Genomic DNA, 12735 nt, shown 5'->3' on the forward strand with positions numbered 1-12735 from the left:
GGCTCTCGCCTCATCCGGCGGCGGGCGGCCGCGCGGCGAGGCGCGGGGGCGTGTAGAGATGCTCGCCGACGCGCTTGACCAACCGTGCCATCTCGTACGCCACCAAGCCGATGTCGGCGGTCACGGCGGTGAGCACGGCCAGGCAGGAGCCTTGGCCCGCGGCGGCCACGAAGAGGAAGCCGTCGTCCATCTCCACCATGGTCTGGCGTACCCCGCCGGCGCCGAAGTGGCGGCCCGCGCCCTTGGCGAGGCTGTGGAAGCCGGAGGCGACGGCGGCGAGGTGTTCGGCGTCCTCGCGTCTGAGGTCGCTGGAGGCGCCGACTGCGAGGCCGTCGTTGGACAGCACCACCGCGTGCCGTACCTCGCTCACACGCATCACCAAGTCGTCCAGCAGCCAGTCGAGTTCGCCGGACCGCTGGGCCGACCTCATGCTCGGTTCCTGGATCATGCGTGGTCTCCTTCACTGCTGTCGCTGCCCGGTGCGCAATCCGGGGCCGCGCCGCGCCCGGGTCGCCTTCCGCCGCCCCGTGCCCAGCCCTCCCGGTACGCGGCCATGCGGTCCCGTACAACCTCGGGTGTGCGTCCTTCGTCACCGCGCGGGGCGGGCGTCGGGGCCGGTTCCTCCGGGCGCGCACGGCGCAGTTGCGGGGCGAGACTGGCCTGCCGGACCCGTCGTGGTAGGTCGTCCGTGTCGTCGGCGTATCCGACGTGTTCGGCGTGCCCGATTCTCTCGGCGTGCCCGACGATTTCGGCGTCTTCGCCGTCGTCTTGGGGACGGTGCAGGCGCAAAGCGGTCACTCCGGGAGGCGGTGGGCCGACCTCGGCCGGTTCGGAGGTGCCCTGCACGGGGGACGCGAGCGCGGGGCGTTCGACGGGCGCGGCAACGGACTCGCGGCGTCGGCCGGAGGGGCTCGGGTCAACGGCGTGCCGGTGGTCGAGCGGTCGCTCGGCCATGTCGTGCGGTCCGAAGGCGTGCACATCGGCAGTACGGCCGTCGGACGCTTGCCCTTCGGACGCCTGCCGGTCGCCTGCGGGCACGCGCGCGTAGGCGCGTTCCGTCGGCTGCCCTGCCGCCACCTCTCGGGCGCCCTCCGGCGTGCCGCGGTGCAGCAGAGCCGTCGGCAGCAGGACGACCGCCGTGGTGCCGCCGTAGGGCGAGGTCCTCAGATGCACCTTGACGCCGTGCCGGGCGGCGAGCCTGCTGACCACGAACAGGCCGAGCCGGTCGCTGTCGAACAGGTCGAGGGCCTCGGACTGCGTGATGCGCCGGTTGGCCTCGTCGAGGGTTTCCCTGCCCATGCCCAGACCCCGGTCCTCGACCTCCACGGCGTAGCCGTTGCCGACGGGCTCGCCGGTGACGCGCACGCGCGTGTGCGGGGGCGAGAACTGCGCCGCGTTCTCGACGAGTTCGGCGAGCAGGTGGGTGAGGTCGGCCACGGCGGTGCCGATGACGGCGGCCTCCGGGAGTTGCCGTACCTCCACGCGCGCATAGTCCTCGACCTCGGAGACGGCGGCACGGATGACGTTGGTGAGCGAGACCGGCATGCGCCAGGCCCGGCCGGGCGCCGCGCCGGAGAGGATGATCAGGCTTTCCGCGTGGCGTCGCATGCGGGTGGTGAGGTGGTCGAGCCGGAAGAGGTCGCTGAGCTCGTTCGGGTCGTCGGAGCGTCGTTCCATGCTGTCCAGGAGGCTCAACTGGCGGTGGACGAGGACCTGGCTGCGGCGAGCCAGGTTGACGAAGACCCCGGAGATGCCGCTGGCGAGTTCGGCGCGCTCCACGGCGGCGCGCAGAGCGGCCCGGTGCACGGTGTTCAGGGCCTCGGCGACCTGACCGGTCTCGTCCTCGGAAGGAGGACCGGGCGGAGCCTCCGCGTGGACGTCGATCTCCTCCCCGGCACGCAGTTTCCCCATCGCCTCCGGGAGTTTGCGCCGGGCGATCTCCAGGGCACTGTTACGGAGGCTGACCAGCTCGACGACGAGCCCGCGACCGATGCGCACGGAGATGACGAGCGAGGCCACGACGGCGGCGAGGCCCAGCAGCACCGCTGCTCCGGGTGCGGTGAGCAGACCACGGGTGAGCGGGTCCGCGCGGCCGGCGACGTCGCCCTCGATGCTCCGCATCCCGTTCTGCACGCGCGCGTGTGCCGGGTCCCAGGTACTCGCGGGAGCGGCCGCGAGCGCCTTCGCTCCCGGCCGTCCGGCGAGCACCCTGTCCTCGAAGGCCCGCAGGGCCGCGTAGGCGCTGCCGGCGGCGAGACGGCGCCAGGCGGTCTGCTCGGGTCCGCGCAGGTCCGCGGTGGCCGACCCGGTGAGGGCGCGCCGTGTGTCGACGGCGCGGGTGAACAGCCGCAGCCGCGTTGTGTCGAGTCGCCCGTGCAGCCGCGCACCGGCGAGCACGGCGTCCTCCTGGGCCAGTGCCTCTCCCGCGCGGGAGAACTCGAGCAGCACACGCGCGTCGGAGCCGAGTTCGGCGTCCTGGATGCCCGATAGGGCGCCGCCGACCGCGAACGCCGAGGAGATGGCGCCGGTGTACCGGCTGTACGCCACCTCCCAGCCGGCGCTGCCGTCGAGCACGGCGGTCCGCAGCGAGGACAGCGCTTCGGCGCCGGAGACGAACGTCTCGAGACGCCGGGCCACGCCCGTGGGCAGGTCCTGGCCGTCGGCGACGGTGCTGTCGTCGCCGAGCCGCAGGCCGGACACCGCCCGGTCGGTGCGTTCGGCGAGCGCCCTCAGGTCGGCTTCCTGCCCGGGTGCGGGACGGGTCGCGTACCGTACGGCAGCCGTCCGTTCGGTCTGGAGGGCGGCCACGGCGGCCGCGACGGGGGCTCGGACCTGGGAGTCCACCCGCTGCAACTGGCGCAGCCGGGCGACGTCCTGTGCGGTGCCGACCGTGGCGTAGGCCCACAGGGCGAGCAGGGAGACGACCGGCACCATCAACAGGCAGACGATCTTGGCTCGTACGGTGCGCGGCCGAAGGCGCCAGCGTTCCGCGCGCGGGACCGGCGCGTCCACGGACGGGTCCGTCGACGGGTCCGTCCGTTCGTCCGGCCCTTCGTCGGCCGGGGGTCCGGCGTGGGCGCGCCGCCCGCGCGCGGGGGGCGGCGCCTCGGCGCCGGCCGTCGGGGTCCTGCGGGGTGTGCGCATGGCCTCCTCGCTCGGATGGGGGACTGGGGGCGGGTGTTCCGGCCGGTCAGACGGACCGTGCCTGTTGTCGTTCCGGACCGCCCTGGGCGCTCTCCACCGCCTGCTGTGCCGAGGCGGAGGCCGTGCGCTCCCCCGTGGTGGGCGACAGCGCGACGAAGGCCGAGGTCAGGAAGAGGTAGGACCCGAGGCCGACGGCGAGGGGGAAGATGAACTGCATCGCCGTGGCCCCGGGCAGCGGCTCGCCCGAGGGCATGACGTGCACCCGCACCGCGAACATCCCCGTGTAGTGCATGCTGCTCACCGCCACGCCCATGACGAGGGAGGCGAGGGTGACGGCGATCGGCGACTTGATGTTGAGCGCCGCCCAGAGGGCCGCGGTGGCCGCGACGACGGCGATCAGGACGGAGAGTCCCACCCGTACCGCGTTGTAGGTGATGTCACCGTGCAGCCGGACCGCCGCCATGCCCAGGTAGTGCATGCTCGCCACGCCGAGACCGGTGGTGAGCCCGCCGATCAGCAACGCGCGCGTGCGGTCGCCGCTGTAGCCGACGGCGAAGACGCCGGCGCAGACCACGACCACGGCCACGAGCAGGCTGAGCACCGTCAGGGGAACGTCGTAGCGGATGTCGGTGCCGGTGACGCCGAATCCGAGCATGGCCACGAAGTGCATGGTCCAGATGCCGGTGCCGATCGCCGACGCCGCGGTGATCAGCCAGTTGCGGCGTGAGCGCCCAAAGGCGCCGAGCGCGCGCATGGTGCAGCGCAGCCCGAGGGCGGCGCCGATGCAGGCCATCGCGTACGACAGCACGGGGGTCAGCCAGCCGAAGGCGGCGTGGTCCAGGTGTCCCATGGCCACGGGACGCTAGCCGGGGCACGGGAGCACAAAGGCGGCGCATTTCGAAAGCTGTTGGAATATGACCCAGAGATGCGCCGGAACGATCGGGTCACGCTCGAACATGTGCGCCGAGGCATCCTCCGGGCCGGTGAGGGATCATGCGGAGGATGAGCGACCTTCACACACACGTTCAGGAGTTCTTCGGCGCCCGTGCTGCCGGCTGGGACGACCGTTTCCCCGACGACGGTCCCGCCTACGCGGCCGCGATCGGCGCCCTCGGGCTGCGCGAGGGGGACCGCGTGCTGGACGCCGGCTGCGGCACCGGGCGGGCCCTGACGCCGCTGCGTGCCGCCGTGGGGCCTTCGGGAGTGGTCGCCGGGGTGGATCTGACCCCGGCCATGCTGAAGGCCGCCGTACGGGCAGGACGCGACCGCGACGGGCGGCTGGTGCTCGCCGACGTCACCGCGCTCCCTCTGCGCTCCGGGGCCCTGGACGCCGTATTCGGTGCGGGTCTCGTCGCCCATCTGCCCCGGCCGGAGGAGAACCTGCGCGAGTTGGCGCGTGTGGTGCGCCCCGGCGGCACACTGGCGCTGTTCCACCCCATCGGCCGGGCGGCGCTCGCGGCCCGCCAGGGCCGGCAGATCACGCCGGAGGATCTGCGGGCGGAACCCCGCCTTCGTCCGCTGCTGGCGGGCGCCGGATGGCGCATGACGTCGTACGTCGACGAGGACGCGCGGTTCCTGGCAGTGGCCGTGCGCGGGGACTGAGGGGGTCAGGCGCCGCCGGCGACCGCCCGCACGAACGCGTCGGGGTTGTCGAACATGACGTTGTGGCCGGCGCCCGGCACCGTGACCACGCGCACCCCGGCGGCCTCCAGCGCGTCCGCTCCGTCGAGCGGGCCGGTGAGCTCACCCTGCAGGTAGACGCGCTCCACCGAGTGGAGCCCGGTCAGGATGTCGCGCATGACCGGATCGGATCCGCGCCGCAGACCGACGGCGCTGCGGTGCAACGCGCGCGGGTCGGCGAGCCGCATCGTCGCGGCCCACACGGGCCCGACCTCGTCGAGCACGCGCGCGTACCCGCCGACGACGAACTCGTCCTCCGCGTACGAGGCGATGCCGCTGCTGCCCGCCGCGGGCGGCGGGAAGGCGTCGAGGTTGGCCTCCGTCAGCACCAGCCGGGCGACCAGATCAGGCCGGCGGTGGGCCAGGACGACGGCCACGGAGCCGCCCATGCTGTGCCCGACCAGTTCGGCGCCGGTCACCTCTGCCGCGTCCAGCGCGGCCGCCAGCGCGTCGGCGTGCTCCTCGAGCGTGTAGCCGAAGTCCGCGGGACGGTCGCTGATGCCGTGGCCCGGCAGGTCGACGAACATGCTCCGACGACCGGCCAGCTCAGGCCGCGCCGCCACGTGCGCGTGGTAGACGGTCGAGGCCGCGCCCAGTCCGTGCACGTACACCCGCATGGGTCCGCCGCCCCGGGTCTCCGTCCAGCGCACTCGGCTGCCCCTGCCGTCGAACTCGGTCTGCTGCATCGCTCCCCCTCGTATCACCGTCGTCGTCCGTCCGGATCCGTCTGGCCGTCTGGCCGTCTGGATCGATCGCCATAAGGATCGCGACGATAATACCTCGGCAACGATGTACAACGTCATCATGGTATCCGTTTCGCGTGGTACCCAGCCGGCGAGGTACAGCGGTTCTGGGGCAGAATGCGGGCATGTTGGAGCTCGCCGTCCTCGGCTTCCTGTTCGACGCCCCGCTGCACGGCTACGAGCTGCGCAAGCGCATCACCGCACTCACCGGGCACGTACGCCCGGTGGCCGAGAGCACCCTGTACCCGGCGATCAAGCGGCTGGAGAAGGCGGGCCTCCTGGTGCGCACCAAGGAGCCCGGCGCCGTAGCCGCTCCCCGGCACGTCCTGAGTCTCACCTCCGACGGCCGGGACGAACTGCGCAGGCGGCTCGCCGAACCCGACCGGCGCGACATCACCGACGAGAACCGATGGTTCACGCTGCTCGCCTTCCTGCGGCACCTGGACGACTCCGCCGCCCAGGCCGCGGTGCTGCGCCGCCGACTGGCCTTCCTCGAGGAGCCGGCGAGCTTCTTCTACGACGGCGCCCGGCCGCTGCGGGCCGAGGAACTGACGGACCCGTTCCGGCGCGGTGTCCTGACCATCGCCCGGGCCACCTCGCGGGCCGAACTCACCTGGCTGCGCGACACGCTCGACTCGCTCGACCCGCAAGACCCGCAGGATCACTGAGCCGCTACCGCAGCCTCGTCCGCCGACCCGGTTCCCCCAAGCCCGTTCCCTCCCGCCTCCGAGCGGGCAACTCCAGGGTGAGCAGCGGGAGATGTACGGCCCGTCGACGCATTGCGGCACTGGGAAGGCGGTCTGCATGTTGAGTGCGATACACAAGGCCTACGGAAGACTCCTCGACGCGAGACGCGCGCGCTCCGGCCCGGGTGGCGCGGGAAGTCCGGGCGGGACGGCGCGCACGGGCGGAAAGCGCACGCACAACCTGTTCGAGGCGGCAGCCGCGTATGTCTCGGCCTGCGCGGAGGACGATCAGGACAGAATCGACGAGACGGTGGACTGGGTGTCGCCGGAGGCGTTGTCCTTCGGCGTCAACGAACTGGCCTGTCGCGCCGTCATCGCCCTCGCACGGGAACGCGGCGAATCGCCGCGGACCGTGGCTCGCGAACTCCTCGGACTGCCGACAGCGTGACGCATCCGACGGGTCACACGTGGTCGATTCGCCCCGTCCGGCCGGAAACCTGCAGCTCCGGGTATGTCGGCCAGTCGTGACAAGCGCCTTCTCGCCGCACTAGGGTGCGCGCGGTTGGACGAACCGATGGGGAGGCTGAGATGGCCGGGACGGACGAGGACACCGTCGCCGCCGCGGACGACGCGCTCTATGTGCTCACGGCGGTGCTGTTGACGCCGGCGAAGTTCCCGAGCGCGCTGGGCGACGACTATCCGGAGGCCTGCGCGGCGCTCGGCATGCCGCCGCTCGCCGACGGGTATGGCCTGGTGCTGGGCCAGGACGGCGGAGGGGCACGGTGGACCGTCGTCATCGACGACGTGTCCTTGGTGGCCGTCGCCATCGCGTCGTGGGACTGCGGCATGGAGTACGACCTGTCGCCCGACGAGCGGACGGTCGTCGCCGCACTGCCCGGCTGGCCGCTGGCGGTCGCCGTCGCGGCTCCGGGCGTGCCCGCGCCGCACGACCCGGCCCCGGACGTCGCGGACGGTTCCGCGCTTACGCCTCCGGACACCAGTACCTGGGGTCCGGCGCAGCGTCGGCTCGGCGCCGACGAGATCGCGCTCCAGTGGGCCCTGTGGCGGGAGCAGATCGACGACGCGGAGTTCACGGCGTCGCGGGAGCGCGCCGAGGCGGCCGCAGGGGCCGCCGGCGGTGCCGGCCACGACGGCGAGTCCGCTGCGGCCGACGCGCCCGGGTCGCGCGGGTCCGTCGCCGCGGCGGAGCACTCGGGACGGCAGACCGAGAAGACGGACTCGGTCGACGACGCCGGGTCCGACGCGGCCGGCAAGGCATCGCCGGGCGGCCACAGCGGGATCCGACGAGTGCTGGCCGAGGTGCGCGCCTACGTCGACAGCCCGCCTCCGCTGGGTCGGGTGCGGTCCTCCTTCGCTCCCGGTGACGCACGAACTCTGCGCGCCGACGGCCCCGGCTGGTCGCTCGTCGCCAGAACCGACGACATCGCGTTCGTGCTGCTCGACGAGGAGCCGGGCGAGGTGCTGCCGGTCGGCCGCGGCCCCGAGCTGCCCGGACTTCTGGAAGCGCTCGACAAGATGGCCGTACGACCCCTCTGAGGCCGGTCGGGCCTTCCCGAGCGGACGACGGGGACCGCCCCCGCGGTCCCCGTCGCTCAGCGGCCGATTTCCTTGCGCGTGACCCGGCGCAGCCTGCGCCGTTGTGACGGATCCAGCGTGAGGTAGGCCGCCGCGGGAACCCCCACCACGATCAGCAGGGCGGCCCACCAGGGCAGCCAGATCAGCAGGAGGAGCCCTACCGCCACGCCCCCTGCGGCGATCTTCGCGTTCTTCGACATCTGTGCGTCGCCTCCTTCGCGGCCGTTGCCGCTCTCTGCCATGAAAACGGGTCCGCGCCGCCCGCGGTTCCGGAAGCGACCCTGAGACGTCCCTGAACTACGCCCCCGAGACGCCCCCGAGACGGCCGAGTACCCGCAGCCGGACATGCAGCCGGACATGCAGCCGAACCGACCCCGACCGGCCCGCCAAGAACACCGTGTGCTCTCCCCTCCCCAGTGCTGTACCCTCGGCGACTCCGCCCTGGTAGTCAAACTTGAGGAGCAAGCTCATCACCGTGCACAGGGTTCCCACGGAAGTATCAACCGAGACCTCCGAACTGGTCCGCTGCTGCGCCCTGTTCGTGCCCGGCGCCCCGGCTCGCACGGGCAGCGTCGCCTTCTGGCGAACCGACGGTGCCGTCCCTCCCGTCACACGGCCGCGGAGCGCGCAGTATCCGCCCTCGAGTCTGTCCGTCGTCCGGCCGACCGACGCGGGCGTGGCTCTCACCCGCGTGCCCGTGCTGCAGATGCCAGTGCTGGACGCTCTTGCCGTGCTCGTCCACGCACGCACCGACCCGGACGCCCACCGCGCCACCGCGTTCTGGGGTGCGGCCGCCCTGCTGTCCCTGCGCTTCACGGCGCGCGGCCTGTTGCTGCCCGGCCTGTCCGCACAGGACCACGACGCCTGGCGGGCCGGACCGCTGGGCCCGGACGACGTCGAGGAGGTGCGTCGACTGGCCGCATCCATGCCGCCCGAGGCACACGCCGTGCCGGTGGACGACACCTCACCGCTGCGACTCCCCGCCCCCGAGCGGCTGCTGCGCGCCTTTCTGGACGCCGTCGCGGACGCTCTGCCCCGCACGTCCGCCGCGGAACTCGTGACCGGCGGGCCCGCCTACGCGGCGCGAGAGCCGCGAACGGCGCCGGAGCTCCGCGGATGGGCGGCCGACGTCGCCGCGGGCCACGACGCCGGCGTACGGATCTCGCTGCGGATCGAGGTGTCGGGCATCGGGGTACCGGAGCTCGCCGGTCACGAATCGCCGGGGGGCGTACCGGCCGTCGACGAGAGCGACGCCGCCGAATTCCGGACATTCGTCCACGGATCCGGTGCGTCCGCGTCCGCCTTGCCCGGCCCCGGCGGAGCGGGACCCGGCTTCCGGGCCGTGCCGCAGGTGCACAGTGTCAGCGATCCCGGGCTCGTCGCCGACGCCGCCGAGGTCTGGGGCGGCCCGAAGGTGACGCGCGAGGCGTTCGGGCCCCGCGCGCGGACGGACGCCCTGCTCGCCCTGCGCCGGGCCGCGCGAGCCTGGCCCGCGCTCGATCCGCTGCTGTCGGCGACGGTCCCCGAGGCCGTCGACCTCGTCGACGAGGAGATCATCGAGCTCCTGGGGGACGGTTCTCGGGCGCTGGCGAACACAGGCGTCGAGGTGCACTGGCCCAGAGAGCTCGCCCGCACCCTGACCGCCCGCGCGGTCGTAGGCCCTCCGGAGCCGGTCCCGCGCTCGGGAGAGGCGGACTCGGGAGGCAACGATTCTGGAAGCAGTGGCCCGGGAGGCACGGGCTCCGGAGGCCGGGGGTCGGACACGCCGTCGTTCCTGTCGGCGGACGCTCTCCTGACGTTCACCTGGCGGTTCGGGCTCGGCGACCGGCAGCTCACGCGTGAGGAGCTCGACCGTCTGGCCGAGGCGAAGCGGCCGCTGGTGCGGCTGCGTGATCGGTGGGTCCTGATCGATCCCGGGGAACTGCGTCGGGCCGGTGCCCGGCAAGACCGCAAGCTGACGCCCGTGGACGCCCTGAGCGCCGCTCTGACGGGCTCCGCAGAGGTGGACGGCCTCCAGGTCGACGTGGAGCCCACGGGATGGCTGGCGGCCCTGCGGGAGCGGCTGACGCGTCCCGAGGGGCGGGAGCCGGTGGCACAGCCCGCCGCACTCCACGCCACCCTGCGCGACTACCAGCGGCGCGGGCTGGACTGGCTGGCCCGGAACACAGCCCTCGGCCTGGGCTGCTGCCTGGCGGACGACATGGGGCTGGGCAAGACCGTCACACTGATCGCCCTGCACCTGCACCGCCAGACGGACGCCTCGGCCGCAGGCCCCACCCTCGTGGTCTGTCCGACGTCCTTGATGGGCAACTGGCAGCGGGAGATCGAGAGGTTCGCCCCGGGCACGCCGGTGCGCCGCTTCCACGGCCCGCGTCGTGACCTCGCGGCGACGGCCGACGGGGAATTCGTGCTCACGACCTACGGCACCCTGAGGCTGGACGCGAAACGACTCGGCACGGTGCCATGGGGTCTGGTCGTCGCGGACGAGGCACAGCACGTGAAGAACCCGTACTCGGCCACCGCGCGGGCGCTGCGAACCATCGGCGCACGCGCGCGGGTGGCCCTCACGGGCACTCCGGTGGAGAACAATCTGTCGGAGCTGTGGGCGATCCTGGACTGGACGACGCCAGGCCTTCTGGGCCGCCTCGGCCACTTCCGCGCGCGCTATGCGCGAGCGGTCGAAGGCGGCGGGGAGCCGGCGGCGGCAGAGCGGCTCGCCCGGCTGGTCGGACCGTTCCTGCTGCGCCGGCGCAAGGCGGACCCGGGGATCGCGCCGGAGCTGCCGCCCAAGACCGAGACCGACCGGCCCGTCTCCCTCACCGATGAGCAGGCGGGCCTGTACGAGGCCGTGGTGCGCGAGACCCTTGCGGCGATCGCCGACGCCGACGACATGGCGCGGCGCGGCCTGATCATGAAGTTGCTGACCGCTCTCAAGCAGATCTGCAACCATCCCGCGCAGTACCTCAAGGAGGACCGGCCGAAGACCGTCGGACGCTCCGGGAAGCTGGAGCTCCTGGACGAACTCCTCGACGTTCTCCTCGCCGAGGGAGCGAGCGTGCTGGTCTTCACGCAGTACGTGCGCCTGGCGCGGCTGCTGGAACAGCACCTTGCCGCACGGGGCGTCCCCACCCTGTTCCTGCACGGCGGCACGCCGGTCGCCGAGCGCGAGGCCATGGTCCGGCGCTTCCAGGACGGGCAGGCCCCCGTGTTCCTGCTGTCCCTGCGGGCCGCGGGCACCGGGCTCAACCTCACGCGCGCGGAGCACGTCGTGCATTACGACCGCTGGTGGAATCCGGCCGTCGAGGCACAGGCCACCGACCGCGCGTACCGCATCGGCCAGACCCGGCCCGTTCAGGTGCACCGGCTGATCGCCGAAGGGACCATCGAGGATCGCATCGCCGACATGCTGCGACGTAAACGGGCTGTCGCGGACGCCGTCCTCGAGGCCGGAGAGGGGGCGCTCACCGAACTGACGGACGCCGAGCTGGCCGATCTGGTGGAACTGCGAGGGAGCACGCGTTGAACGGGCACGACAGCGCCGGGCGGCGAGGCGAGGGACGCGTCGAGGGAATCGAGGAACGCACGTTCACGGCGCTGCCTCCCTCGCACGGGACGGGATTCGCGCAGACCTGGTGGGGCAGGGCGTGGCTCACGGCGCTGGAGGACGGCGCCATGGACGGGGAGCAGGTGAAGGCGGGCCGGCGACTGGCGCGCGCGGGCTCCGTGGGCGCGGTGACCGTGCGGCCGGGCCGCGTCACGGCCGTCGTCCGCGGCCGTGACCGCACGCCGCACCGGGCCGACGTGCTGCTCGACACGCTGTCGGACGCACAGTGGGACCGCTTCCTGGATCTGACGGTCGAACGCGCCGCCCACATGGCTGCGCTGCTCGACCGGGAGATGCCGCCCCATCTCGTCGAGGATGCCGACTCGGCGGGTGTCCATCTGCTGCCGGGGCTCGGCGACCTGGAGGCCGAGTGCGACTGCGGCGCCTGGGACCACTGCGGTCACACGGCGGCCGTCTGCTACCAGGTGGCGAGGCTGCTCGACCAGGATCCGTTCGTCCTGCTCCTGCTTCGAGGCCGCGCCGAACGGGTCCTGCTGGACAACCTCCAGGCACGCAGCGCCGCCGCTCCGGCGGCATCGGCGGCGGTGGACCGGGCCGAAGGGGTGGACGCGGCGGAGGCGTACGCCGCCGGGGACATCCTGCCCGCCTTGCCCGCCGCCCCCGTGCTCCCGCCGGAGCCGGGCGTGCCGCCCGCGTTGGACACGGACACGCCGCCCCCGCCCGGAGTGGAGCCCGCTGCCCTGGAGTTCCTGGCCGCCCAGGCGGCCGCCGGGGCGTACCGGTTGCTCGCGCAGGCGCTGCGCGGGCAGCCGGGACGGGGCGCGGAGACGGAGCCGTCGTCGATCGGCCAGGACGCCGTGCGGCTGGCGGCCGGTGTCGGCGACGGCCGTCCGGACGCGCAGCAGCTCGCTGCCGTGACCGTGCGGCTGGCCTCCGGCTCCGGGCGCAGCCGTGAGCAGCTGGCCTCGGCCGTACGGGCCTGGCGGCACGGCGGACCGGCTGCCCTGGCGGTGTTCGAGGAGGAACGGGCCGTCGAGGGCGATGACCTCGCCCGCGCGCGGGCCGCACTGGCTGCCGCCTGGGAGGACGACGAGCGGCCGGTGCTGCGGGCGCGGGCCAACCGGTGGACGGTCGTCGGTGAGGCCTGCCAACTGAGGCTGGGACCGGACGGTCGCTGGTGGCCGTACCGCAAGGAGAGCGGTCGCTGGATGCCGGCCGGGGACTCCGCCCACGATCCGGCGACGGCCCTGGCAACGGCGCGCGCCGACGGCGAGTGAGCGCCGGCCCCGACAGAGACGCCTTCCGCTGTCGTACGACAGGC

11 protein-coding genes are annotated in these 12735 nt (G+C 73.4%); 6 read left to right on the forward strand and 5 right to left on the reverse strand.

Features of this window, described 5'->3' with window-relative positions:
- Positions 1–10: 10 nt before the first annotated feature.
- From QA802_RS03685 to QA802_RS03695, 3 genes are read right to left on the reverse strand one after another with little or no spacing between them, the layout of a single operon-like run.
- The gene (locus tag QA802_RS03685; RefSeq protein WP_334518107.1) at positions 11–448 is read right to left on the reverse strand and encodes a roadblock/LC7 domain-containing protein; all 438 of its coding nucleotides are present in this window, start codon (positions 446–448) and stop codon (positions 11–13) included.
- Positions 445–3144, reverse strand: a complete 2700-nt coding sequence (locus QA802_RS03690; protein WP_334518109.1) for a sensor histidine kinase — start codon at positions 3142–3144, stop codon at positions 445–447. The genes QA802_RS03685 and QA802_RS03690 overlap by 4 nt, the downstream gene beginning before the upstream one ends.
- A 46-nt stretch (positions 3145–3190) precedes the next feature.
- On the reverse strand, positions 3191–3994 hold the full coding sequence (locus QA802_RS03695) for an MHYT domain-containing protein (RefSeq protein WP_334518111.1): 804 nt from the start codon (positions 3992–3994) through the stop codon (positions 3191–3193).
- Between the two features lie 152 nt (positions 3995–4146).
- Here QA802_RS03695 and QA802_RS03700 point away from each other — a divergent pair, with 152 nt between their 5' ends.
- Positions 4147–4746 carry a class I SAM-dependent methyltransferase gene (locus tag QA802_RS03700; protein WP_334518113.1) on the forward strand — a complete coding sequence of 200 codons (600 nt, stop codon included), beginning with the start codon at positions 4147–4149 and terminating at the stop codon, positions 4744–4746.
- A 5-nt stretch (positions 4747–4751) separates the two neighbouring features.
- On the opposite strand, the gene QA802_RS03705 is transcribed toward QA802_RS03700, so the two are convergent.
- Complete coding sequence (locus tag QA802_RS03705; RefSeq protein ID WP_334518115.1) at positions 4752–5510, reverse strand: alpha/beta fold hydrolase; 759 nt, start codon at positions 5508–5510, stop codon at positions 4752–4754.
- A 182-nt stretch (positions 5511–5692) separates the two neighbouring features.
- Here QA802_RS03705 and QA802_RS03710 point away from each other — a divergent pair, with 182 nt between their 5' ends.
- The 3 genes from QA802_RS03710 to QA802_RS03720 all read left to right on the forward strand — a co-directional run bounded on the left by QA802_RS03710 (position 5693) and on the right by QA802_RS03720 (position 7810).
- Positions 5693–6235, forward strand: coding sequence for a PadR family transcriptional regulator (locus QA802_RS03710; RefSeq protein ID WP_334518117.1), 543 nt, complete (start codon positions 5693–5695; stop codon positions 6233–6235).
- 136 nt (positions 6236–6371) lie between these two features.
- Positions 6372–6701 carry a hypothetical protein gene (locus QA802_RS03715; protein WP_319167008.1) on the forward strand — a complete coding sequence of 110 codons (330 nt, stop codon included), beginning with the start codon at positions 6372–6374 and terminating at the stop codon, positions 6699–6701.
- 140 nt (positions 6702–6841) lie between these two features.
- The gene (locus tag QA802_RS03720) at positions 6842–7810 is read left to right on the forward strand and encodes a hypothetical protein (RefSeq protein ID WP_334518121.1); all 969 of its coding nucleotides are present in this window, start codon (positions 6842–6844) and stop codon (positions 7808–7810) included.
- Between the two features lie 56 nt (positions 7811–7866).
- On the opposite strand, the gene QA802_RS03725 is transcribed toward QA802_RS03720, so the two are convergent.
- On the reverse strand, positions 7867–8049 hold the full coding sequence (locus tag QA802_RS03725) for a tail-anchor membrane protein (protein WP_334518123.1): 183 nt from the start codon (positions 8047–8049) through the stop codon (positions 7867–7869).
- Positions 8050–8324: 275 nt separating this feature from the next.
- On the opposite strand from QA802_RS03725, the gene QA802_RS03730 reads away from it, so the two are divergent.
- Positions 8325–11372 carry an SCO1167/SCO6262 family helicase gene (locus QA802_RS03730; RefSeq protein WP_443042259.1) on the forward strand — a complete coding sequence of 1016 codons (3048 nt, stop codon included), beginning with the start codon at positions 8325–8327 and terminating at the stop codon, positions 11370–11372.
- Entirely contained in the window at positions 11369–12691 is a 1323-nt protein-coding gene (locus QA802_RS03735; RefSeq protein WP_334518127.1) for an SWIM zinc finger family protein, read from the forward strand. Before QA802_RS03730 ends, QA802_RS03735 begins: the two co-directional genes overlap by 4 nt.
- Positions 12692–12735 lie beyond the last annotated feature (44 nt).

This window comes from Streptomyces sp. B21-105 (assembly GCF_036898465.1).
GTDB lineage: Bacteria > Actinomycetota > Actinomycetes > Streptomycetales > Streptomycetaceae > Streptomyces.

What these genes read in the sequence shown, in the direction of transcription:
- QA802_RS03685 (WP_334518107.1), bottom strand. Translation starts at nt 448, where the DNA reads ATGATCCAGGAACCGAGCATGAGGTCGGCCCAGCGGTCCGGCGAACTC.
- QA802_RS03690 (WP_334518109.1), bottom strand. Translation starts at nt 3,144, where the DNA reads ATGCGCACACCCCGCAGGACCCCGACGGCCGGCGCCGAGGCGCCGCCC.
- QA802_RS03695 (WP_334518111.1), bottom strand. Translation starts at nt 3,994, where the DNA reads ATGGGACACCTGGACCACGCCGCCTTCGGCTGGCTGACCCCCGTGCTG.
- QA802_RS03700 (WP_334518113.1), top strand. Translation starts at nt 4,147, where the DNA reads ATGAGCGACCTTCACACACACGTTCAGGAGTTCTTCGGCGCCCGTGCT.
- QA802_RS03705 (WP_334518115.1), bottom strand. Translation starts at nt 5,510, where the DNA reads ATGCAGCAGACCGAGTTCGACGGCAGGGGCAGCCGAGTGCGCTGGACG.
- QA802_RS03710 (WP_334518117.1), top strand. Translation starts at nt 5,693, where the DNA reads ATGTTGGAGCTCGCCGTCCTCGGCTTCCTGTTCGACGCCCCGCTGCAC.
- QA802_RS03715 (WP_319167008.1), top strand. Translation starts at nt 6,372, where the DNA reads ATGTTGAGTGCGATACACAAGGCCTACGGAAGACTCCTCGACGCGAGA.
- QA802_RS03720 (WP_334518121.1), top strand. Translation starts at nt 6,842, where the DNA reads ATGGCCGGGACGGACGAGGACACCGTCGCCGCCGCGGACGACGCGCTC.
- QA802_RS03725 (WP_334518123.1), bottom strand. Translation starts at nt 8,049, where the DNA reads ATGTCGAAGAACGCGAAGATCGCCGCAGGGGGCGTGGCGGTAGGGCTC.